Here is a 21,555-nt window from a genome sequence, read left to right as displayed (position 1 = left end):
GCAGCGACCGCTCAGGAACGCGCCTCGCGCGCGCAGGCATCCACCGCCTTGCGCAGCTCGTCGCCGTCGAGCCCCTTGCCGCGCGCATCCTTGCGGCATTCGGCGCGCTGGGCGAGGTCCGGGCGCTTCTCGTTGAAGCAGGCGACGAGCGCGGCGGTGCGCGTCGAGCCGGTCAACCCGCGCGCATCGACATCCGTCTTGCAGGCCGCCCGCGCCGCCACCGCGGTCGGCTTGCCGTCGCGGGTGACGCCGTCGCGCGCATAGAGCTGCACGCCGGGAAACTTCGCCTGGATGCAGTCGCGCATCGCCGCGCGCAGATCCTCGCCCGACAGCGCGACATGTTCGGCGAGACAATCCTGCCGCGCCCTGGCGCGCTCGGCGCGTGGCACCGGCTCGTCGGCGGGGGCGGCCGCGACGCGGGCCGGCGCGGGAGCCGGGCTCTGCGCCAGCGCAGGAACGGACAGGGATACGGAAGCGGTGAAAGCGAGGCCAGCCAGCAGGAACGCGCAACGGATCATCGGAGCACCAGCGTCGGAGGGATGGGAACAAAAAGAAAACACATTTCGTTTTGTTCCGCAATCGTTCTCTTTCGCCCTGCAGCGCTCACTCGTCCGGCGCGTCCACGATCGGGTCGTAGGGCGCGTCGTCGAAGCCGAGCAGGTTCCAGGACTGGCGCATATGCGGGGGCAGCGGCGCGCTGACGTCGATCGTGCCCTTGCCGCGCGGATGCGGCACGACGATGCGCCGCGCCAGCAGATGCAGCTTGTTCTGAATGCCGCCGGGCAGCTCCCAGTTCTGGATGTTGAAATATTTCGGGTCGCCCACGATCGGGTGGCCGATATGGGCGGCATGCGCGCGCAGCTGGTGCGTGCGCCCGGTCACCGGCTTGAGCGAGAGCCAGCCGAGCTTCTGCGCCGCGGTCTCGACCACGGCGTAATAGGTGACGGCATGCATCGCGCCGTCCTCGCCATGCTTGGCCACGGCCATGCGCTGGTCGCCGTCATAGGCCTCCTCGCGGGCGAGATAGGTCGAGATCCGGCCCTGGCGCACGCGCGGCACGCCCGCCACCAGCGCCCAGTAGACCTTGCGGGCCGAGCGCGAGCGGAAGGTCTTGGCCAGGGTCGCCGCCGCGAAGCGCGACTTGGCGATGACGAGGCAGCCCGCCGTGTCCTTGTCGAGCCGGTGGACCAGGCGCGGCTTCTGCCCGCTCTTGTCGGTCAGCACGTCGAGCATCTGGTCGACATGGCGTGTCGTGCCCGAGCCGCCCTGAACGGCGAGCCCCGCCGGCTTGTTGAGGACGATCACGTCCTCGTCCTCGTAGAGCGTGATCGAGCGCAAGAACTCCAGCGTGTCGCCATCGGCCTTGGCCGAGCGCGGGCGGCTCTCCTGCGGCTCGAGCTTGAGTGGCGGGATCCGGACCGTCTGCCCCTCCTCCAGCCGGTCCTTGCTGTCGGCGCGCTTGCCGTTGACGCGCAACTCGCCCTTCCGGACGATGCGCTGGATGTGGCTGAACGAGAGCTGCGGGAAACGGCTTTCGAGGAAGCGGTCGATCCGCATCTCGTTCTCGTCGGCGGTGACCATGAGCTGCTGCACGCCGGTGGCGAGCACCTGCGCCGTCTCCGCCTTCACCTCGGCGCGCGTCGGCGTGTCGCTCACCGGCGCGCGGCGGGCGGCGGCGGGCTTGCCGGCCGGCCGCGGGGCGGTCGGTGCGGCAGGCTGCCGCGGCCCGGCCGCGCGGGGCGCGGGATGATGCGGCTTGGGGTTGCGCGTCGGCGTGGTGTTGACCTCCGCCTCCTCGCGCTCGGGCCGGGCGCGGGCCGAGGCCTGCGCCGAGCGGCGGGCGTCATGGCTCGGGCGCTTGGCCTTGGCCCCGAGCCCGCGGGGGGCGCCTGACGCCGGCGGCCGTCCGCCGCGCCTGGGACCCACCCCCGCGCCCTTGCCGCCGCCTGCTTTGCCGCCACCCGCTTTGCCACCGGTTCTCATGACAGGCTCCGGACGAGTGCGAGGCCGGCGAGCAGAGCCGCCAGCGAGAGGATGACGGAGCCGAGCACATAGGCCACTGCCAGCCCGGTCTCGCCGCGCTCCCAGAGCAGCACGGCGTCGAGCGAGAAGGCCGAGAAGGTGGTGAAGCCGCCGAGGATGCCGGTCGTCAGGAACAGCCTGGCATGCTGCGACCAGCCGGCCTGCGTCCTGAAAGCGAGCCAGCCCGCGATCAGCCCCATCAGCGCCGAGCCGAGGATGTTGATCAGCAGGGTGCCGCCGGGAAAGCCGGTGCCGAACCAGCGCGGCGAGACGAGGTTGATGCCGTGCCGCATCACGCCGCCGAGGCCGGCGCCGAAAAAGACGAGGAGCGTGGAGGTCATCGCCCTGCAATAGCCAGCGCATCGCCTGCGCACAAACGAAATCGGGCTCTTGCCGGGTGGCCGCCAAGCTGAAAGGTGTAGCGGCGGCGTCTTGACGCTGGGGCCGGGGGGGCGACGTAACGACATGCGCGAGGGGGCCGGGGCAACGGCTTGTGGCGGCGGCTTCGCGGCTGGACGCAGGGGGCGCGCCTTCCTGCTGGCGCTTGCCGTCTCCTGTATCGCGCTCGCGGCCGCGCAGGCCGCCCCGCCCCGCCCGCTCCCGGCCAGCGCCCCGCAATTCGCCCGCAGCTGCATCATCAAGCCGCCCGACATCGCCCCGCTCTTCCCAGCCGCCGAGGAGGCCAGCGCCGCTGCCGCGCCGGACGCCGAGGACGACACCGATGACGACGCGGACGACGATGACGACGACGATGACGCGGACGACGATGCTGACGATGACGACGACGTCCCCGGCCTGATCCTGCCGGGCTCGAGCACCTGCCTCGCCGTCTCCGGCAGCGTCACCGCCGGGCTGCAATATGACAGCTACCGCATTCCCCGCGCCGGCAATGCGGCCCCCCCGCCCGCCTATTCCTGGCCGACCAGCACCTCGCTGCGGATCGAGACCGCCCATGACCTCGCCTCGGGCCTGCGCATCGGCTCGGCCGTCGAGATGTCAATGCGGCCGGGCACCGACCAGCCCGACAGCATGACGCTCGACGAGGCCATCGTCACGGTCGGGACGATGACCTTCGGCCTGACCGGCACGTTCTTCAGCTTCTGGACCGGCGACGAATTCGCCTTCAGCGCCCGGCTGCCGGGCCGCAATGTCGGGCTGATCGGCTGGCAGCGCGACCTGACCGAACGCTGGAACCTCGCGCTCTCGGTCGAGGACCCGACGCTGGCGACGACCGCGACCATCCCCGTGGTCAAGGGCCGCGTGCCCGACGGCGTCGCGCGCCTGACCTACACCCAGGGCGGGCTGACGCTGCACATGGCCGGCGCGCTGCGCGACGTGCCGGGCTCGGTGCCCAAGCTCGGCCGCGCCGGCATCATCGGCGCGACCTATGAGCTGCCGATCCTGGGCCGCCCCGGCGAGATCACGGCGCAGCTCGCCGGCGCGGTCGACGCCCCCGCCTATATCGGCTCCTCGCTCGATGCGACCATCGTCAGCCAGGTCCTGACCAGCGCCGATTCCAGCCGCGGCTTCTCGGGCGTGCTGGCGGCGCGGCGCGAATGGACCGACGAACTCGCCAGCAACCTCTTCGTCAGCCGCTACCAGCTCACCCTGCCGCTGACCAATGCCGCCAAGGGCAAGCTGAAGATCGACCGCGCCAGCGCCAATCTGGTCTGGACCCCGGTGGAGGGCCTCAAGGCCGGGATCGAGGGCTCGGTCGCCTGGACCCGCGTCGCCATCGCCGACCGCGTCCTGCCGCTGACGCTGGGCGGCCGCCAGCTCTCGGCCCAGCTCTTCATCGAGCGCTCGTTCTGAGGGGCGGCAAAGTCTCTGCGGAACCGTGCCGCTTGGAGACGCCAGCCCTCATCCTGAGGAGCCGCCAAGCGGCGTCTCGAAGGAGGCTCCAGGAGGCTCCGGAACCCTCAGCACCATCCTTCGAGACGCGCTTCTGACGAAGCGCTCCTCAGGATGAGGGCTGAGGCTGGCTTGGCCCCGCCCCTACCCCTTCGACCCGCGCCGCAGCAGCGGATGCACATCGAGCTCGAAGGCGATGGTCAGGAGGATGAAGACCAGCCCGATCGCGAAGGCGACGACCCAATAGGCGACATCATCCTCCGAGACGAACCAGCCCGCGATCAGCGAGGGCACGATCAGGAGAGCGCGGGCGATGAGCGAGATCATAAGCGAGGCACCGGCACGGCCCGGGGATGGGCGCGCGGGTGAGGATAGGCCGGCAGGGGCGCGCGGCTTTGTTCTCGATCAAGGTATCCGAGCCGCTTCTCAGCCCTCCCCCCGCTCCAGCCTCAGCTTCTCCCAATACTCCAGCCTTTTCCGGATATCGCGCTCGAAGCCGCGCTCCGGCGGGTCGTAGAACATCTGCCGGCCCAGCGCGTCGGGCCAGTAGTCCTGGCCGGAGAAGGCGTCGGGTGCGTCGTGGTCGTAGGCGTAGTCCGCACCGTAGCCTTCCTGCTTCATCAGCTTGGTCGGCGCGTTCAGGATCGTCTTGGGCGGCATCAGCGAACCGCGCTCGGCAGCGACGCGGCGGGCGGCCTTGTAGGCCTTGTAGGCGGCGTTCGATTTCGGCGCGGTCGCCAGATAGATCACCGTGTTGGCGAGCGCGAGCTCCCCCTCCGGCGAGCCGAGCTGCTCATAGGTCTCGGCGGCGGCGCGGGCATGGACCAGCGCCTGGGGATCGGCGAGCCCGATATCCTCGACCGCCATCCGCACCAGCCGCCGGGCCAGGAAGCGCGGGTCCTCGCCGGCATCGAGCATGCGGGCGAAATAATAGAGCGCGGCATCCGGGTCCGAGCCGCGGATCGTCTTGTGCAGGGCCGAGATCAGGTTGTAGTGGCCGTCCTGCGCCTTGTCGTAGATCGGCGCCCGGCGCTGGATCACCTCGGCCAGCCCCGCCTCGTCGAAGATCTCGCCCGGCCGTGCCGCGCGCCAGAGCTCCTCGGCCAGCGTCAGCACGGCGCGCCCGTCGCCATCGGCGAAGCGGGCGAGTGCGAGCTTCGCCTCCGGCGTCAGCGGCAGCTCGCGCTTTTCCAGCAGCTCGGCGCGGCCGAGCAGGAACAGGAGCGAGCCCTCGTCGAGCGACTTGAAGGTCAGCACCCGGGCGCGCGACAAAAGCGCGGCGTTCAGCGCAAAGGATGGGTTCTCGGTCGTCGCACCAACCAGCGTGATCGTGCCGTCCTCCATCACGGGGAGGAAGGCGTCGAGCTGGGCCCGGTTGAAGCGGTGGATTTCGTCGACGAAGAGCAGGGTGCCCTTACCGCCGAGCCGGTGGCCCCGCGCCTGCTCGAAGACCTTCTTGAGGTCGGCGATGCCGGAGAAGATCGCGCTGATCTGCTCGAAGCCGAGATCGACCTGCCCCGCCAGCAGCCGCGCGACCGTGGTCTTGCCGGTGCCGGGCGGCCCCCAGAAGATCAGGCTGCCGAGCGAGCCCGACTGCACCAGCCGCGTCAGCGCGCCCTCGGGCCCGGTGAGATGCTCCTGGCCGGCGACCTCGCCGAGCGTCGTCGGCCGCAGCCGGTCGGCGAGCGGGCGCGGCCCGGCCTTGTCGAGCCCCGAGGCAGCGAAGAGATCGCTCATACCCGCCTCATCCTGTCATTCCGGGGCGCCGCAGAGCGGCGAACCCGGAACCCACGACCGGGCTGAGCCCCACCGATGCTCATGGGAACGCTCACCCGGTCGTGGGTTCCGGGTTCAGGCCTTCGGCCTGCCCCGGAATGACAGAGATTGTAGCTCACTCCGGGGGGAGCTTCGCTCATCCCGGAAACACCGAGGTCACGCTCTGGCCGCCGCGCGAGATCGTCACCTCCCAGGCGCGCTGGCGCTCCCTCAGCGCCGCCTCGACATCGCGCGAGCGCGTCATCGCCTCGCCGTTCAGCGCCTGGATGATGTCGCCCTTGCGGAATCCGACGCGGGCCGCCGTGCTGCCCTCCTCGATTTCGGCGACGACGACGCCCTCGGTGCCGGCGTCGATCGCGAGTTCCTCGGCCAGCGCCGGCGAGAGGTTCATCACGGTGATGCCCGACAGCGGCGTGCGCCCCGCCAGCGTCACCGGCTCGCGCGGCCGCAGCTCGGGCGCCGGCACCAGCTTCACCGGCAGCACGAGGCGCTTGCCGGAGCGCAGCACGGTCAGCGTCGCCACACCGCCGAGCGGGCGCGTCGCGAAGCGGTAGCCGAAGGATTCGGGATCGTCGACGGCAAAGCCGTCGACCGCGAGGATCACGTCGGAGCGGCGCAGCCCCCCCTCCGCCGCCGGGCCCTTGTCGACGACACCCGCCACGACCGAGCCGGCCGGCCGGTCGAGACCGAGCCCGTCGGCGACATCGGGCGTCAGCGCCTGCAGCCTTGCGCCGAACCAGGGCCGGCGTACCGTCGTGGCACCCGTCCGGGCGCTCTCGACGACGACGCGCACCATCGCGGCGGGAATGGCGAAGCCGATGCCGTGGCTGCCGCCGGAGCGCGAGAAGATCGCCGTGTTGATGCCGATGACGCGACCCTGCATGTCGACCAGCGCGCCGCCGGAATTGCCGGGGTTGATCGCGGCGTCGGTCTGGATGAAGGACTGCGCGTCGCCGACGCCGATCTGCGTGCGCGCCAGCGCCGAGACGATGCCCTGCGTCACGGTCTGGCCGACGCCGAACGGGTTGCCGATCGCCAGCACGATGTCGCCGATCTCGACCCTGTCGGAATCGGCGAGTTCGATCGCGACGAGATCCCTGGCGTTCTTGAGCTTGAGCACGGCGAGATCGGTGCGCGGATCGCGCAGCAGGATCGTCGCCTCGACCTCGCGCTTGTCGGCGAAGGCGACCTTAACCTCGCTCATGCCCTCGATGACGTGGTTGTTGGTGACGACGAGCCCGCTCGCATCGACCACGACGCCCGAGCCGAGCGAGCGCTGCACCCGCTCCTGCGGCACGCCGAAGCCCCGGTCGCCGAAGAAGCGCCGGAAGAAGGGATCGTCCATGAACGGGTTGCGCGGCTGCTTCTCGACCCGCGCGCCATAGACGTTGACGACCGCAGCCGCGCTCTTCTTGACCACCCCGGCGAAGGACAGGGAGATCTCCTGACGCGACTCCGGCACCTGCCGGAGCGGCGTCTGCGCCAGCGCAGGCGCAGAGGCCAGCGACGATGCCGTCAGCGCCGCCGCGAGGAGTGCCCCGCGGGTGATGGTGGCCTTGCGCTGCATCTGGCGTCTCCTCTGCGACCGGCACGACTCACCTCGAGAGATAGGCCGATGGCGGGGCGATTTCCAGCAGGACGGCCGGCAGCGCCATCAACGCCCGGAAACCTGGATTGCCCTCGCCAACGAAAAAAGGGCGACCCGAAGGCCGCCCTTTCAAATCGACTGGACTAAGGAAAACCCTCAGGCCGCCTCGTCTTCCGCCGTGAAGACCGGGCCGGAATCCTTGCCCTTGGCCTCGACGTCGCGATCGACGAACTCGATCACGGCGAGCGGAGCGTTGTCGCCGAAGCGGAAGCCCGCCTTCATGATGCGCAGATAGCCGCCATTGCGCTCCTTGTAGCGGGGCCCGAGCACCGCGAAGAGCTTGCCGACCAGGGCGACGTCCTTGATCTGCGCGATCGCCTGGCGGCGGGCATGCAGGTCGCCGCGCTTGGCGAGCGTGATCAGCTTCTCGACGACCGGACGCAGGTCCTTGGCCTTCGGCAGCGTGGTCGTGATCTGCTCGTGCTTGATCAGGGCCTGGGACATGTTGGCGAACATCGCCTTGCGGTGCTCGACCGAGCGGTTGAAACGACGACCGCGAAAACCGTGACGCATTGTTTGGCTCCTTGGTTGATTTACGGCCGCCGTGCCACGGTACGGCCGTTCTTTATGCTCCGGCGCTCAGGGCCGGGCGGGGAAACGGCGCGGAAGCGAGCCCGCGCCGGTGGGATCAGTAGTGCTCCTCGAAGCGCTTTGCGAGCTCTTCGATGTTCTCCGGCGGCCAGCCGGTGACGTCCATGCCGAGATGCAGGCCCATGGTGGCGAGGACCTCCTTGATCTCGTTCAGCGACTTGCGGCCGAAGTTCGGGGTGCGCAGCATCTCGCCCTCCGACTTCTGGATGAGGTCGCCGATATAGACGATGTTGTCGTTCTTCAGGCAGTTCGCCGAACGCACCGACAGCTCGAGCTCGTCGACCTTCTTGAGCAGCGCCGGGTTGAAGGGCAGCTGCGGCGCGGTCGAGACGGCCTCTTCCTTGCGCGGCTCCTCGAAGGTGATGAAGACGGCGAGCTGGTCCTGCAGGATGCGGGCGGCGAGCGCCAGCGCGTCCTCAGGGGTCACCGAGCCATTGGTCTCGATGTTCAGGGTCAGCATGTCACGGTCGAGGTTCTGGCCCTCGCGGGTGTTCTCGACGCGGTAGGAGACCTTCTTGACCGGCGAGTACAGGCTGTCGACCGGAATCAGGCCGATCGGCGCGTCCTCGGGGCGGTTCTGCTCGGAGGGGACGTAGCCCTTGCCGGTGTTGACCGTGAACTCCATGCGAATCTCGGAGCCTTCGTCCAGCGTGCAGAGCACGAGGTCGGGGTTCAGGATCGAGACGTCGCCGACGGTGTTGATGTCGCCGGCGGTGACGGTGCCCGGGCCGGTCTTGCGCAGGGTCATGCGCTTGGGGCCCTCGCCCTGCATCTTGACCGCGATCGCCTTGATGTTGAGGACGATGTCGGTGACGTCCTCACGCACGCCGGGGATCGAGGAGAATTCGTGCAGCACGCCGTCGATCTGGACGGCGGTCACGGCCGCGCCCTGCAGCGAGGAGAGCAGCACGCGACGCAGCGCGTTGCCGAGCGTCATGCCGAAGCCGCGCTCCAGCGGACGCGCGACGACGGTGGCCTGACGCTTCGGATCGTCGCCGACCTTGATTTCGAGCTTGTTGGGCTTTGACAGATCCTGCCAGTTCTTGCTGATCACGACCGCACTCCTGGTGCTTGAATTCAATGGCGGCGGCGGGCCGCCCCGGACAGGCGCCCGCCGGTGCGGGCGCCTCGAAGCACGAACGTCAGACGCGACGACGCTTGCGCGGACGGCAGCCGTTATGCGGGATCGGCGTCACGTCGCGGATCGAGGTCACGGTGAAGCCCGCGGCCTGCAGCGCGCGGAGGGCGGACTCACGACCCGAACCCGGGCCGGTGACCTCGACCTCGAGGGTGCGCATGCCGTGCTCGGCGGCCTTGCGGGCGGCGTCCTCGGCGGCGACCTGCGCGGCGTAGGGGGTCGACTTGCGCGAGCCCTTGAAGCCCATCGTGCCGGCCGACGACCACGAGATCGTGTTGCCCTGCGCGTCGGTGATGGTGATCATGGTGTTGTTGAACGAGGCGTTCACATGGGCGACGCCGGAGACGATGTTCTTGCGTTCGCGGCGGCGAACGCGCTGGGCTTCCTTGGCCATAGTCTTTTCTCTTGTCCTTCAGGCGCGCCCGTGATGCCAGGCGCTGGGGATGCCGCCCGCCCCGAGGGGGTCAGGCGGCGCAAAGCAGCGGGTCGGTCACCCGGCCCGCCGAAATCACTTCTTCTTGCCGGCGATCGGCTTCGCCTTGCCCTTGCGGGTGCGGGCGTTGGTGTGGGTGCGCTGGCCGCGGACCGGCAGCGAGCGGCGATGGCGCAGGCCGCGATAGCAGCCCAGATCCATCAGGCGCTTGATGTTCATCGAGACTTCGCGGCGCAGGTCGCCCTCGACGAGATAGTCGCGGTCGATCGTCTCGCGGATCTGGAGAACCTCGGCGTCGGTCAGCTGGTTGACGCGACGCTCGGCGACGATGCCGACCTTGTCGCAGATTTCCTGGGCCTTGGCGGCGCCGATGCCGTGGATGTACTGCAGGCCGATGACGACGCGCTTGTTGGTCGGAATGTTGACGCCGGCAATACGTGCCATGACGATCTCTCCATGTCGGCCGGCAGACGCCCAGTGGCGCGCCAGCGGTTTAAAGATGCCTCGCGCCGGTGGAGGCCGGCCCCTGCGAAGCGTTGAACCCGTTCCATGCGGGAATGCGACGTCGCCCCTTCTCGCGAAGGTAACGGCATCGCTGTCATGAAACCGGAAGTCGGGTCGTTAGTCGTTCGGCCACGCCGAGTCAACCCGGCGAAGCCAAGATTCATGCCAGCGGCGAAACAGCCGGGATCAGTGTCCCACCAGCGCCTTCTCGATCGCAGCCGTCACATCGTCGACAGACTGCATGCCGTCGATCTCGATGACCTGGCCGCGCTTCGCGTAATAGGGCGAGACGACCGCCGTGTCGCGGTTATAGGCCTCGAGCCGGGTCTTGAAGACCTCCGGGTCGTCGTCCTTGCGGACCGGTTGCCCGGCCGCCCTCGCCTCTTCGGCGCGCTTGACGATGCGGTCGACGAGCTTGCTCTGGTCGACTTTGAGCTCCAGCACCGTATCGAGTTCGAGATGCTTGGAGGCGAGCATGGCGTCGAGCGCCTCGGCCTGGGCGAGCGTGCGCGGAAAGCCGTCGAGGATGAAGCCCTTCTTGCAGTCGGGCTCCTCGATCCGGTCGGAGACGATCCCGATGACGATCTCGTCCGAGACGAGGCCGCCGGCATCCATCACCGTCTTGGCCTTGACGCCGACCGGCGTCTGGGCCGCGACGGCGGCGCGCAGCATGTCGCCCGTCGACAGTTGCGGAATGCCGTGCTTCGCGACGATGCGCGCAGCCTGAGTGCCCTTCCCCGCCCCCGGCGGCCCCAGGAAGATCAGTCGCATCAGCGTTTCGCTCCTCGCAGCTTGGCCTTCTTGACCAGCCCCTCATACTGATGGGCCAGCAGGTGCCCGTGAACTTGCGCCACGGTATCCATCGTCGTCGTCACCACGATGAGCAGCGAGGTGCCGCCCAGGAGGATGATCGGTATCTGGGCATAGGTGATCATGAACTCCGGGATAAGGCAGACGATAGTCAAATAGCCGGCACCCAGCACGGTGATCCGCGTCAGCACCCGGTCGATATGCTCGGCCGTGCGCTCGCCGGGACGGATGCCCGGCATGAAGCCGCCATGCTTCTTGAGGTTGTCCGCCGTCTCCGTCGGGTTGAACACGATCGCGGTGTAGAAGAAGCAGAAGAAGATGATCAGCGCCGCATAGAGGATCATGAACAGCGGCCGGCCATGGGCGAGATAGGTCGCCATCGTCGCCATGAAGCCCGTGCCGCCGGCCGCCTGCGAGAAGCTCGCGATCGTCGTCGGCAGCAGCAGCAGCGAGGAGGCGAAGATCGGCGGGATCACGCCGGCGGTGTTCAGTTTCAGCGGCAGGAACGAGGTCTGACCCTCATACATCCGGTTGCCGACCTGGCGCTTGGGATAGTTGATCAGCAGCCGGCGCTGGGCGCGCTCCATGAACACGCAGAACGCGATGACGCAGATCGCCATCACCAGGATCAGCAGCAGCAGGCCGGTGGAGATCGCGCCCTGGCGGCCGAGCTCCAGCGTCTGCGCGAGCTGGGACGGGAACTCCGCGATGATGCCGGCGAAGATGATCATCGACGTGCCGTTGCCGATGCCGCGGCTGGTGATCTGCTCGCCGAGCCAGAGCAGGAACATCGTGCCGCCGACGAGCGTGATCGTGGTCGACAGCAGGAAGAACGGCCCGGGCTCCAGCACGAGATTGCCCGAACCCTGCAGGCCGACGCCGATGCCATAGGCCTGGAACACGGCGAGCACGAGGGTGAGGTAGCGCGTGTACTGGTTGAGGACCTTGCGGCCCTGCTCGCCCTCCTTCTTCAGCGCCTCGAAGGTCGGGACGACGCTGGAGAGGAGCTGGATGATGATCGAGGCCGAGATATACGGCATGATCGCCAGCGCAAAGATGGCGAGACGGCCGACCGCGCCGCCCGAAAACATGTTGAACAGGCCGAGAACGCCCGTCTGGGTCTGCTTGAACAGATCCGCAACCGCATCGGGGTTCATGCCCGGCAGCGGGATATAGGTGCCGATCCGGTAGATGATCAGCGCACCGAGCGTGAACCAGATCCGCTTCTTCAGCTCGTCCGCCTTTGCGAACGCGCCGAAGTTCAGGTTTGAAGCCAGCTGTTCAGCTGCCGATGCCATGCGTTCGGTCCTTGGTCTTCAGATCCATGGGCACGATGGACTGCGCCCGGTCAAACAGTCGAACGGCGGCCAGGGCTTCTGGCCCGGCCGCCGTTCGCGAGTTGTCATGTAAGCGCTCGGCTCACGCCTGTGAAGCGGCAGCCAGGATCTTGATCGAACCGCCGGCCTTCTCGATCGCGGCGACGGCCGATTTCGACGCGCCGGCGACCTCGAAGGCGAGCTTCGTGGTGAGCTCGCCGACGCCGAGGATCTTCACGCCGTCCTTGGCCTGGTGCGTGATCACGCCCGCGGCGACCAGCGCCTCGACAGTGACGGCGCCCTTGGCGTCGAGCTTGCCCGCTTCCACCGCCTGCTGGATGCGACCGAGATTGACCTCGTTCAGCTCCTTGGCGAACAGGTTGGTGAAGCCGCGCTTGGGCAGGCGACGATACAGCGGCATCTGGCCGCCCTCGAAGCCCTTCACGGCGACGCCGGCACGGGCCTTCTGACCCTTGACGCCACGGCCACCGGTCTTGCCCTTGCCCGAGCCGATGCCACGGCCGACGCGGATGCGCGACTTGTGCGCGCCTTCGTTGTCACGGATCTCGTTGAGTTTCATCGAACGATCTCCCTCACTTCGCATCGACGACGCGCACGAGGTGCCTGACCTTGTCGATCATGCCCCGCACGGCCGGCGTGTCGACCAGGGTCGACTGACGGCGGATCTTGTTGAGGCCGAGACCGATCAGGGTCTGGCGCTGAGACGCCTCGCGGCGGATCGGGCTACCGATCTGCTCGATGACGACGGTCTTGGTGTCGGACTTTGCCATGGTCGCCCCCTCACGCTTCAGCGGCGGCGTCGGCACCCGCATCGCGGCGACGCGTCTGCAGGGCGGAAACCTTGAGGTTGCGGCGAGCGGCGACGCCGCGCGGGCTGTCCTCGTTCTTCAGCGCATCGAAGGTCGCGCGGACGAGGTTGTACGGGTTCGAGGAGCCGAGCGACTTCGACACCACGTCCTGCATGCCGACCGCCTCGAAGACGGCGCGCATCGGGCCACCGGCGATGATGCCGGTACCGGCCGGGGCAGCGCGCAGCACGACCTTGCCGGCGCCATGACGGCCCTGGACATCGTGATGGAGCGTGCGACCCTCGCGCAGCGGGATGCGGACCAGTCCGCGCTTGGCGGCTTCCGTCGCCTTGCGGATGGCCTCGGGCACTTCGCGGGCCTTGCCGTGGCCGAAGCCGACGCGGCCCTTCTGGTCGCCGACGACGACGAGCGCGGCGAAGCCGAAGCGACGCCCGCCCTTCACCACCTTGGCGACGCGGTTGATGTGGACCAGACGGTCCACGAATTCCGAATCGCGCTCTTCGCGATCGCGGTCACGAGGCTCTCTCGCCATTGTCTTTCCTCTTACTTGCGCGGCCGCCGGATCCAAGTCCCGCGCCGCTCGCTCGAGCGTTCCTGGTGGAACGACGTCTCAGAAAATGAAGGCCCGGCGCCCCGCCACGCCGCAAAGCGTGGTCGAGCGCCGGAAATCCGAACTCAGAAGTTCAGGCCGCCCTCGCGGGCCGCATCGGCCAGCGCCTTGACGCGGCCATGATACATGTAGGAGCCGCGGTCGAAGACCACGTCCTTCACGCCGGCCTTGACCGCACGCTCTGCGACGAGCTTGCCGATCGTGGCGGCGGCCTCGACATTCGCGCCCGACTTGAGGTCGGTGCGGATGTCCTTGTCCAGGCTCGAGGCCGAAGCGAGGGTGACCCCCTTCACGTCGTCGATGACCTGGGCATAGATCTGCTTGCCGGTGCGGTGCACCGACAGGCGGGCGCGGCCATTGGCGACGGCCTTGATCGCGCGGCGGACGCGGGCCTTGCGGCGCGCAGTGTTCTCTGTCTGCTTGCTCATGGCCCTTACTTCTTCTTCCCTTCCTTGCGGAAGATGAATTCGCCCGCGTACTTCACGCCCTTGCCCTTATAGGGCTCGGGGCCGCGATAGTCGCGGATCTCGGCGGCGGTCTGGCCGACCACCTGCTTGTCGATGCCGGTGATGACGATTTCGGTCGGCTTCGGCGTGACGATCGCGACCCCTTCCGGGATCGGATAGTCGATGTCGTGGCTGTAGCCGAGCGACAGCTTGAGCACCTTGCCGGTGACGGCGGCCTTGTAGCCGACGCCGTTGATCTCGAGCTTCTTCTCGAAGCCGGCGGTCGTGCCGACGACGAGATTGGCGATGCGGGCGCGCGAGGTGCCCCAGAGCGAGCGCGCGCGCTTGCTCTGCGAACGCGGCTGAACCGCGATCTCGCCATTCTCCATGGCGACCGAAACGTCGTCGGGAACCAGGAAGGAGAGTTCCCCCTTGGCGCCCTTGACCTTGACGAGCTGCCCGGCGACGTTGGCGGTGACGCCAGCGGGAACCGGAACAGGCTTCTTACCGATACGAGACATTGGATTTCTCCTGAAAACGAGCGGCGCGAAAGGTCAGAAGACCTTGCAAAGCACTTCGCCGCCCACGTTCTGCTCGCGGGCAAGGTGATCGGGCATCACACCCTTCGGGGTCGAGATGATGGTCACGCCAAGGCCGTCGGCCACGCGGGGCATCGTCTCCACCGAAGAATAGACGCGGCGGCCGGGCTTCGACACGCGCGAGATCGACCGGATGACCGGCTGTCCCTCGTGGTACTTCAGCTCGATGTCGAACTCGGTCCGGCCGTTGCCGAACTCGGTCTGGGTGTAGCCGCGGATGTAGCCTTCGGCCTGAAGCACGTCGAGCACGCGGGCCCGCAGCTTCGAGCCCGGCGTCGAAACGCGGGACTTGCGCCGCATCTGCGCATTGCGGATGCGGGTCAGCATATCGCCGAGCGGATCAATGATCGCCATGATGCGTCCTCCTCACCAGCTCGACTTGACGAGGCCGGGAACCAGCCCCTTGTTGCCGAGCTCGCGCAGCGCAACGCGCGACATCTTCAGCTTGCGGTAGAAGGCGCGCGGACGGCCCGTTACCTCGCAGCGGTTGCGCACCCGGTTCGGAGCCGAGTTGCGCGGCAGTTCGGCCAGCTTCAGGCGAGCGAGGAAACGCTCGTCCATGGACTGGCTGTCGTCATTGGCGATCTCAAGCAACCGGGCGCGGCGGCCGGCGAACTTCTTCACCAGTTCCTTGCGGCGGTTGTTGTTCTCGACGGAGCTCTTCTTAGCCATCGATCTCTCCTGGTTTCCGCGTATGAACGCTTGAGTTCACTGCCGGAACGGGAAGTTGAAGTGCTTGAGCAGGGCGCGTGCCTCGTCGTCCGACTTCGCAGTCGTGCAGACGATCACGTCCATGCCCCAGACCTGGTCGACCTTGTCGTAGTTGATCTCGGGGAACACGATGTGCTCCTTGATCCCGAGCGCAAAATTGCCGCGCCCGTCGAACGACTTCGGGTTCAGGCCGCGGAAGTCACGCACGCGCGGGAGGGCGATGGTGACCAGACGGTCGACGAACTCGAACATCTTGGTCTTGCGCAGCGTGACCTTGCAGCCCACCGCCATGTTCTCGCGCAGCTTGAAGCCGGCGATCGCGAGGCGGGACTTGGTGATGACCGGCTTCTGGCCGGCGATCAGCGCGAGGTCGCCGGCGGCGTTGTCGACCTTCTTGCGGTCGGCGGTCGCTTCGCCAACGCCCATGTTGATAACGACCTTCTCGATGGTCGGCACTTCCATGGCGTTCTTGTAGCCGAACTCGGCGATCATCGCCGGACGGACGACGTCCTCGTAATGCTTCTTCATGCGCGGCGTGAGAGCCGCCTGCTGGTTCTCAGCCATCGATCAGATCCCCCGAACGCTTGGCGAAACGGACCTTGCGGCCATCGTCCAGAACCTTGAAGCCGACGCGGGTCGGCTTGCCGTCCTTGGGATCGGCCACGGCGAGATTCGACAGGTCGATGGTGGCCTCCTTGGAGATGATGCCGCCCTCGGACTGAGCCGATGCCTTGGTGTGCTTCTTGACGAGCATGACGCCACGCACCACGGCGCGCGCATCCTTCGGCATGACCTGGAGCACTTCGCCGGCCTTGCCCTTGTCACGGCCGGCCAGCACGACGACCTTGTCGCCCTTCTTGATCTTCGCAGCCATCACAGCACCTCAGGCGCAAGCGAGATGATCTTCATGTGGTTCTTCGCGCGCAGCTCGCGCGGGACCGGTCCGAAGATGCGGGTGCCCACGGGCTCTTTCTGGTTGTTGATCAGAACGGCCGCGTTGCGGTCGAACCGGATCACGGAGCCGTCCGGGCGCTTGACGTCCTTGGCGGTGCGAACGACGACCGCCTTCATGACGTCGCCCTTCTTCACGCGACCGCGCGGGATGGCTTCCTTGATCGAAACAACGATGATGTCGCCGATGCGCGCATAGCGCCGCTTCGACCCGCCGAGAACCTTGATGCACATCACGCGACGGGCGCCGGAATTATCCGCGACCTCGAGATTAGTCTGCACCTGGATCATGGCCTTGATCCTTCCAGTGTATCAGCGCGGTTTCCCGGATGCACCAGCGCGTCCGGGACTACGACTGACGGGGGTCGATCGCCCCCTGGCCTCAAAACAAAGCATGATCCGCAAAAGTGGAGCCCACCTTTGCGGCGAAACATGCCCGACTACCTATTCCGCCGCCCCGCCCCCGATATGATTCGGGCAGCGGCAGCCGCGTTGACCTACGCCTTGGGAGCGTTGTCGAGCACAACCCAGCTTTTCAGCTTGGAAATCGGCTTGGACTCCTCGATCCAGACCTGATCCCCGACCTTGGCCACCTCCGCCTCATCATGGGCGTGATAGTTTTTGGTGCGGCGAACCGTCTTCTTGAGGAGAGGGTGCGTATAGCGCCGCTCGACCTTGACCACAACAGTTTTGTTCTGCTTGTCGCTGACGACGACGCCCTGCAGCACGCGCTTCGGCATTGTCTAACTCCTCAGGCGCTCGCCGCCACGGTCTTCGACCGCTGCAGCGTCTTAATGCGGGCGATGTCCTTGCGGACCTCGGTCACCCGGGCGGTGTTCTCGAGCTGGCCGGTGGCCTTCTGGAAGCGCAGGTTGAACTGCTCCTTCTTCAGCTTGAGCAGCTCGTCCTGAAGCAGGTCGGTGCTCATGGCCTTCAGGTCGGACAGGCGTTGCGAAGCTTTCATCTCGTCCTCCCTTCTTACTCGGCGATGCGCTGGATGAAGCGCGTCTTGATCGGCAGCTTGGCGGCGCCCAGGCGCATGGCCTCGCGGGCCGTCTCTTCCGGCACGCCGTCGATCTCGAACATGATCCGGCCCGGCTTGACCTTGGCTGCCCAGAATTCAGGCGCGCCCTTGCCCTTGCCCATGCGGACTTCGGTCGGCTTCTTCGACACCGGCACGTCCGGGAAGATCCGGATCCAGACACGGCCGGCGCGCTTCATGGCACGGGTGATCGCGCGGCGGGCCGCCTCGATCTGCCGGGCGGTGACCCGCTCCGGCTCCTGGGCCTTGAGGCCGAACTGGCCGAAGTTCAAATCCGTGCCGCCCTTGGCGACGCCGGAGATGCGTCCCTTGAACTGCTTGCGGAATTTCGTCTTCTTAGGTTGCAACATGGCTCTTCTCGATCAGCCTTATGCATGCTCGCGACGATGGCCACCGCCGGAACGGCCGCCCTCGTCTGCCATGCGCTTGTCCTGGGCCATCGGGTCGTGTTCGAGGATCTCGCCCTTGAAGATCCAGACCTTGATGCCGCACGTGCCGTAGGTGGTGAAGGCGGTACCGACACCATAGTCCACATCGGCGCGCAGCGTGTGCAGCGGCACCCGCCCCTCGCGATACCACTCGAGGCGCGCGATTTCGGCGCCGCCGAGACGGCCCGAGCAGTTGATGCGGATGCCCTCGGCGCCCAGGCGCATGGCCGACTGCACGGCGCGCTTCATGGCGCGACGGAAGGCGACGCGGCGCTCGAGCTGCTGCGCGATCGAGTCGGCGACCAGCGTGGCGTCGATCTCGGGCTTGCGCACCTCGACGATGTTGATCGTCACGTCGGCCTTGGTGAGCTTCATCACCGACTTGCGCAGCTTCTCGATATCGGCGCCCTTCTTGCCGATCACCACGCCCGGACGCGCCGAGTGAATGGTGACGCGGCACTTCTTGTGCGGGCGCTCGATGATGATCTTGGAGATCGCGGCCTGCTTCAGCATCTTCATGAGGGAGGCGCGGATCGCCATGTCCTCATGCAGAAGCTTGCCGTACTCGCCCTTCTGCGCGAACCAGCGGGAATCCCAGGTCCGGTTGATGCCGAGGCGAAGCCCGATCGGATTGATTTTCTGACCCATCGTTCTCTCCTCAGGCCTTCGCAGCCTGGACTTCGCGCACCACGATCGTGATGTTGGCGAACGGCTTCAGGATGCGGGCGCCACGACCGCGGGCGCGGGCATGGAAGCGCTTCATCACGAGCGCCTTGCCGACGAAGGCCTGGGCCACGACGAGGTCGTCGACGTCGAGATCATGATTGTTCTCGGCGTTGGCGATCGCGCTCTGCAGGCACTTGCGCACGTCCAGCGAAATCCGCTTGCGCGAAAACTCGAGGTCGGCGAGCGCCGTAGCGACCTTCTTGCCTCGGATCAGCTGGGCGACGAGGTTGAGCTTCTGCGGCGAGACGCGAAGGTTGCGGGCGACCGCGACGGCTTCGTTCTCGGGCAGCGCACGGGGGGCGGATGCTTTACCCATGGCTTACTTCCTCTTCGCCTTCTTGTCGGCGGCATGGCCGTGGAAGGTGCGCGTCGGCGAGAACTCGCCGAACTTGTGGCCCACCATTTCCTCGGACACGTTCACCGGCACATGCTTGTGGCCGTTGTAGACGCCGAACGTCAGACCGACGAACTGCGGAAGGATCGTGGAGCGACGGCTCCAGATCTTGATGACCTCGGACCGGGCCGCCGAACGGGCGACCTCGGCCTTTTTCAGAAGGTATCCGTCGACAAACGGACCTTTCCAAAGCGAACGCGCCATGACGGACCTCAGTTCTTCTTCTTGCGGGCGTGACGGCTCGACACGATGAACGTATCGGTCCGCTTGTTCGAGCGGGTCTTCTTGCCCTTGGTCGGGAGACCCCAGGGCGTGACCGGATGACGGCCACCCGAGGTGCGGCCTTCGCCGCCGCCATGGGGATGGTCGACCGGGTTCATCGAGACACCGCGGTTATGCGGGCGACGGCCGAGCCAGCGCGAGCGACCCGCCTTGCCGTCGTTCCGGTTCATGTGGTCGGGGTTCGAGACCGCGCCCACGGTAGCATAGCACAGGCCGCTGATCAGGCGCTGCTCGCCCGAGTTCAGGCGGACGATGACGTAGCCCTGGTCGCGACCGACGATCTGGGCGTAGTTGCCGGCCGAACGGGCCAGCTGACCACCCTTGCCGATCTTCAGCTCGACATTGTGGACGATCGTGCCGATCGGCAGCGAGCCCATCGGGGCGGCATTGCCGGGCTTCACGTCGACCGACGGGCCGGACACGACGCTGTCGCCGACGGCGAGGCGCTGCGGGGCCAGGATGTAGGCCTGCTCGCCGTCGCTGTACTTGATCAGCGCGATGAACGCCGTGCGGTTGGGATCATACTCCAGCCGCTCGACGACGGCCGGAATGCCGTCCTTGCCGCGACGCTTGAAGTCGATCAGGCGCAGCGTCCGCTTGTGTCCACCGCCGCGGAAGCGGACGGTGATGCGGCCGAGATTGTTGCGGCCGCCGGAGGACGACTTGCCCTCCGTCAGCACCTTCAGCGGCTTGCCCTTGTAGAGCTCGCTGCGGTCGACGATCACGAGCTGGCGAAGGCTCGGCGTGACCGGCTTGAAATGCTTCAAAGCCATGTTTGCGATCCTTCCTTAAAGGCCCGTGGTCACGTCGATGGAGTGACCTTCCTCGAGGGTCACGACCGCCTTCTTGACGTCGGCGCGCTGGCCGAGACGGCCGCGGAAGACCTTCATCTTGCCCTCGGTGACGAGCGTGTTGACGCTCTTCACCTTGACATCGAACAGCTTCTCGATCGCCGCCTTGATCTGCGGCTTCGTCGCGGTCTTGGCGACCTTGAAGACGACCTTGTTGTGCTCGGAGAGCATCGTCGCCTTCTCGGTGATCACCGGCCCACGAATGACGTCGTAATGGCGCGGGTCCATGGTCTTGGCCTGGCTCATGTGAAGCGCGCCTCCAGCGCATCGACAGCCGCGCGCGTCAGGACGAGCTTGTCGCGGCGCAGGATGTCATAAACGTTGATGCCCTGGATCGGCAGGACGTCGACATTCGGGATCGAACGCGCCGCCAGGCCGAAATTCACGTCGATCTCGGCACCGCCGATCACGAGCGCGCTGGACAGCTCCATCTTGCCGAAATGGCCGAGCAGGAGCTTGGTCTTCGGCTCGGAGAGCTTGGCGTCATCGAGGATGATGATGCCGCCATCCTTGGCCTTGGCCGAGAGCGCGTGGCGAAGGGCCAGCGCACGGACCTTCTTGGGCAGGTCGTGGGCATGGTCGCGCACGACCGGACCGAAGGCCTTGCCGCCGCCGCGGAACTGCGGAGCGGACGCCGCGCCGTGACGGGCGCCACCGGTGCCCTTCTGCTTGTAGATCTTCTTGCGGGTGCGGTCGACTTCCGACCGGCCCTTCGACTTGTGCGTGCCGGCGCGGCGCTTGGCGAGCTGATAGCGCACCATGCGGGCCAGGATGTCGGCGCGCGGCTCGAGGCCGAAGATCGCGTCCGAGAGCTCGACCGAACCGGCCGAGCCACCTTCGAGGGTGGTGATATCGAGCTTCATCACGCGTTCTCCTCAACCGTCTCGGCTGCGGGAGCCGGCGCATCGCCGCCATTCAGCTTGAACTTGCCCGGAAGCGGAGCATCCTTGGGCAGAGCGCGCTTGATCGCGTCGCGGACATGGATCCAGCCGCCGGCATGACCGGGAACGGCGCCCTCGACCAGGATCAGGCCGCGCTCGACATCCGTCTGGACGACGCGCAGGTTCTGAGTGGTGACGCGCTCGGTGCCGAGATGGCCGGGCATCTTCTTGTTCTTGAAGGTCTTGCCAGGGTCCTGACGACCGCCGGTCGAACCGATCGAGCGGTGAGAGACCGAGACGCCGTGGGTGGCGCGCAGACCGCCGAAGTTCCAGCGCTTCATGCCGCCGGCGAAGCCCTTGCCGAGCGTCGTGCCGCTGACATCGACGAACTGGCCGACGACGAAGTGGTCGGCCGTCAGTTCGGCGCCGACCGGGATCAGCGCATCGTCGCTGACGCGGAATTCGACGACCTTGCGCTTGGGCTCGACCTTGGCGACGGCGAAATGGCCGCGCTCGGCCTTCGAGACATTCTTGACCTTGGCCGTGCCCGTGCCGAGCTGAACGGCGACATAGCCGTTCTTCTCGATCGTGCGGTGAGCGACGACCTGGCAGTTATCGAGCTTCAGCACGGTGACCGGGATATGTTCGCCGGCATCGGTGAAGATGCGGGTCATCCCGACTTTCTGTGCAATCACACCGGAACGCATCGGTGCAT

At 67.1% G+C, this 21,555-nt stretch carries 33 protein-coding genes; 1 reads left to right on the top strand and 32 read right to left on the bottom strand.

Annotated features, from left to right (window positions below):
* Positions 1-11: 11 nt before the first annotated feature.
* The 3 genes from SJY11_RS13365 to crcB form a co-directional block, all read right to left on the bottom strand.
* Positions 12-518, bottom strand: a complete 507-nt coding sequence (locus SJY11_RS13365) for a hypothetical protein (protein ID WP_376987086.1) — start codon at positions 516-518, stop codon at positions 12-14.
* 85 nt (positions 519-603) lie between these two features.
* Positions 604-1,983: an RluA family pseudouridine synthase gene (locus tag SJY11_RS13360; RefSeq protein ID WP_376987085.1), complete on the bottom strand. Its 1,380-nt coding sequence runs from the start codon at positions 1,981-1,983 to the stop codon at positions 604-606.
* Positions 1,980-2,363: a fluoride efflux transporter CrcB gene (gene crcB / locus SJY11_RS13355; RefSeq protein ID WP_326905540.1), complete on the bottom strand. Its 384-nt coding sequence runs from the start codon at positions 2,361-2,363 to the stop codon at positions 1,980-1,982. The genes SJY11_RS13360 and crcB overlap by 4 nt, the downstream gene beginning before the upstream one ends.
* A gap of 124 nt (positions 2,364-2,487) precedes the next feature.
* Between crcB and SJY11_RS13350 the strand changes: the two genes are divergently transcribed.
* On the top strand, positions 2,488-3,834 hold the full coding sequence (locus SJY11_RS13350; RefSeq protein ID WP_376987084.1) for a hypothetical protein: 1,347 nt from the start codon (positions 2,488-2,490) through the stop codon (positions 3,832-3,834).
* 183 nt (positions 3,835-4,017) lie between these two features.
* On the opposite strand, the gene SJY11_RS13345 is transcribed toward SJY11_RS13350, so the two are convergent.
* The 29 genes from SJY11_RS13345 to rplC all read right to left on the bottom strand — a co-directional run bounded on the left by SJY11_RS13345 (position 4,018) and on the right by rplC (position 21,547).
* A complete protein-coding gene (locus tag SJY11_RS13345) occupies positions 4,018-4,200 on the bottom strand; it encodes a hypothetical protein (protein WP_376987083.1) in 183 nt (60 codons plus the stop codon).
* 99 nt (positions 4,201-4,299) lie between these two features.
* Positions 4,300-5,610 carry a replication-associated recombination protein A gene (locus SJY11_RS13340; RefSeq protein ID WP_376987082.1) on the bottom strand — a complete coding sequence of 437 codons (1,311 nt, stop codon included), beginning with the start codon at positions 5,608-5,610 and terminating at the stop codon, positions 4,300-4,302.
* Positions 5,611-5,785: 175 nt separating this feature from the next.
* Complete coding sequence (locus SJY11_RS13335) at positions 5,786-7,216, bottom strand: Do family serine endopeptidase (protein WP_376987081.1); 1,431 nt, start codon at positions 7,214-7,216, stop codon at positions 5,786-5,788.
* Positions 7,217-7,393: 177 nt separating this feature from the next.
* Entirely contained in the window at positions 7,394-7,810 is a 417-nt protein-coding gene (rplQ, locus tag SJY11_RS13330; protein WP_069692132.1) for a 50S ribosomal protein L17, read from the bottom strand.
* Positions 7,811-7,925: 115 nt separating this feature from the next.
* Complete coding sequence (locus tag SJY11_RS13325) at positions 7,926-8,942, bottom strand: DNA-directed RNA polymerase subunit alpha (protein ID WP_376987079.1); 1,017 nt, start codon at positions 8,940-8,942, stop codon at positions 7,926-7,928.
* Positions 8,943-9,030: 88 nt separating this feature from the next.
* Complete coding sequence (gene rpsK, locus SJY11_RS13320; RefSeq protein ID WP_043237079.1) at positions 9,031-9,420, bottom strand: 30S ribosomal protein S11; 390 nt, start codon at positions 9,418-9,420, stop codon at positions 9,031-9,033.
* Between the two features lie 114 nt (positions 9,421-9,534).
* Positions 9,535-9,903 carry a 30S ribosomal protein S13 gene (rpsM, locus tag SJY11_RS13315; protein ID WP_066722374.1) on the bottom strand — a complete coding sequence of 123 codons (369 nt, stop codon included), beginning with the start codon at positions 9,901-9,903 and terminating at the stop codon, positions 9,535-9,537.
* Positions 9,904-10,149: 246 nt separating this feature from the next.
* Positions 10,150-10,734 (bottom strand): adenylate kinase, encoded by a 585-nt coding sequence (locus SJY11_RS13310; protein ID WP_376987076.1) that lies wholly within the window; start codon positions 10,732-10,734, stop codon positions 10,150-10,152.
* On the bottom strand, positions 10,734-12,071 hold the full coding sequence (secY, locus tag SJY11_RS13305) for a preprotein translocase subunit SecY (RefSeq protein WP_376987074.1): 1,338 nt from the start codon (positions 12,069-12,071) through the stop codon (positions 10,734-10,736). Before secY ends, SJY11_RS13310 begins: the two co-directional genes overlap by 1 nt.
* A 121-nt stretch (positions 12,072-12,192) precedes the next feature.
* Entirely contained in the window at positions 12,193-12,669 is a 477-nt protein-coding gene (gene rplO, locus SJY11_RS13300) for a 50S ribosomal protein L15 (protein ID WP_376987072.1), read from the bottom strand.
* 13 nt (positions 12,670-12,682) lie between these two features.
* Positions 12,683-12,880: a 50S ribosomal protein L30 gene (gene rpmD / locus SJY11_RS13295; RefSeq protein ID WP_326905548.1), complete on the bottom strand. Its 198-nt coding sequence runs from the start codon at positions 12,878-12,880 to the stop codon at positions 12,683-12,685.
* Between the two features lie 10 nt (positions 12,881-12,890).
* The gene (gene rpsE / locus SJY11_RS13290; protein WP_066722386.1) at positions 12,891-13,451 is read right to left on the bottom strand and encodes a 30S ribosomal protein S5; all 561 of its coding nucleotides are present in this window, start codon (positions 13,449-13,451) and stop codon (positions 12,891-12,893) included.
* Positions 13,452-13,594: 143 nt separating this feature from the next.
* The gene (gene rplR, locus SJY11_RS13285) at positions 13,595-13,957 is read right to left on the bottom strand and encodes a 50S ribosomal protein L18 (protein WP_376987070.1); all 363 of its coding nucleotides are present in this window, start codon (positions 13,955-13,957) and stop codon (positions 13,595-13,597) included.
* 5 nt (positions 13,958-13,962) lie between these two features.
* Positions 13,963-14,496 carry a 50S ribosomal protein L6 gene (rplF, locus tag SJY11_RS13280; protein WP_326905550.1) on the bottom strand — a complete coding sequence of 178 codons (534 nt, stop codon included), beginning with the start codon at positions 14,494-14,496 and terminating at the stop codon, positions 13,963-13,965.
* Positions 14,497-14,529: 33 nt separating this feature from the next.
* Complete coding sequence (gene rpsH, locus SJY11_RS13275) at positions 14,530-14,928, bottom strand: 30S ribosomal protein S8 (RefSeq protein ID WP_066480047.1); 399 nt, start codon at positions 14,926-14,928, stop codon at positions 14,530-14,532.
* A 12-nt stretch (positions 14,929-14,940) separates the two neighbouring features.
* Positions 14,941-15,246, bottom strand: coding sequence for a 30S ribosomal protein S14 (rpsN, locus tag SJY11_RS13270; RefSeq protein WP_192641094.1), 306 nt, complete (start codon positions 15,244-15,246; stop codon positions 14,941-14,943).
* A 36-nt stretch (positions 15,247-15,282) separates the two neighbouring features.
* A complete protein-coding gene (rplE, locus tag SJY11_RS13265) occupies positions 15,283-15,849 on the bottom strand; it encodes a 50S ribosomal protein L5 (protein WP_056799015.1) in 567 nt (188 codons plus the stop codon).
* On the bottom strand, positions 15,842-16,159 hold the full coding sequence (gene rplX, locus SJY11_RS13260; RefSeq protein ID WP_326905552.1) for a 50S ribosomal protein L24: 318 nt from the start codon (positions 16,157-16,159) through the stop codon (positions 15,842-15,844). The genes rplE and rplX overlap by 8 nt, the downstream gene beginning before the upstream one ends.
* A complete protein-coding gene (gene rplN / locus SJY11_RS13255; protein WP_066480057.1) occupies positions 16,159-16,527 on the bottom strand; it encodes a 50S ribosomal protein L14 in 369 nt (122 codons plus the stop codon). The genes rplX and rplN overlap by 1 nt, the downstream gene beginning before the upstream one ends.
* Before the next feature lie 206 nt (positions 16,528-16,733).
* Positions 16,734-16,976, bottom strand: coding sequence for a 30S ribosomal protein S17 (gene rpsQ, locus SJY11_RS13250; protein ID WP_066722393.1), 243 nt, complete (start codon positions 16,974-16,976; stop codon positions 16,734-16,736).
* Positions 16,977-16,987: 11 nt separating this feature from the next.
* Entirely contained in the window at positions 16,988-17,200 is a 213-nt protein-coding gene (gene rpmC / locus SJY11_RS13245; protein ID WP_069055532.1) for a 50S ribosomal protein L29, read from the bottom strand.
* A 14-nt stretch (positions 17,201-17,214) separates the two neighbouring features.
* Positions 17,215-17,628, bottom strand: coding sequence for a 50S ribosomal protein L16 (gene rplP, locus SJY11_RS13240; RefSeq protein ID WP_069055533.1), 414 nt, complete (start codon positions 17,626-17,628; stop codon positions 17,215-17,217).
* Positions 17,629-17,646: 18 nt separating this feature from the next.
* Positions 17,647-18,354, bottom strand: coding sequence for a 30S ribosomal protein S3 (gene rpsC, locus SJY11_RS13235; RefSeq protein ID WP_326905554.1), 708 nt, complete (start codon positions 18,352-18,354; stop codon positions 17,647-17,649).
* 10 nt (positions 18,355-18,364) lie between these two features.
* Positions 18,365-18,748: a 50S ribosomal protein L22 gene (gene rplV / locus SJY11_RS13230; RefSeq protein WP_305692724.1), complete on the bottom strand. Its 384-nt coding sequence runs from the start codon at positions 18,746-18,748 to the stop codon at positions 18,365-18,367.
* 3 nt (positions 18,749-18,751) lie between these two features.
* On the bottom strand, positions 18,752-19,030 hold the full coding sequence (rpsS, locus tag SJY11_RS13225; protein ID WP_054144265.1) for a 30S ribosomal protein S19: 279 nt from the start codon (positions 19,028-19,030) through the stop codon (positions 18,752-18,754).
* Positions 19,031-19,038: 8 nt separating this feature from the next.
* Entirely contained in the window at positions 19,039-19,881 is an 843-nt protein-coding gene (gene rplB, locus SJY11_RS13220) for a 50S ribosomal protein L2 (protein ID WP_305692725.1), read from the bottom strand.
* 15 nt (positions 19,882-19,896) lie between these two features.
* The gene (locus SJY11_RS13215; protein ID WP_056714531.1) at positions 19,897-20,205 is read right to left on the bottom strand and encodes a 50S ribosomal protein L23; all 309 of its coding nucleotides are present in this window, start codon (positions 20,203-20,205) and stop codon (positions 19,897-19,899) included.
* Entirely contained in the window at positions 20,202-20,822 is a 621-nt protein-coding gene (gene rplD / locus SJY11_RS13210) for a 50S ribosomal protein L4 (protein WP_326905555.1), read from the bottom strand. The genes SJY11_RS13215 and rplD overlap by 4 nt, the downstream gene beginning before the upstream one ends.
* Entirely contained in the window at positions 20,822-21,547 is a 726-nt protein-coding gene (gene rplC, locus SJY11_RS13205; RefSeq protein WP_267522800.1) for a 50S ribosomal protein L3, read from the bottom strand. Before rplC ends, rplD begins: the two co-directional genes overlap by 1 nt.
* Positions 21,548-21,555: the final 8 nt, after the last annotated feature.

This window comes from Allobosea sp. R86505, assembly GCF_042466375.1.
GTDB lineage: Bacteria > Pseudomonadota > Alphaproteobacteria > Rhizobiales > Beijerinckiaceae > Allobosea.
This window is presented reverse-complemented; position numbering and strand designations above follow the sequence as displayed.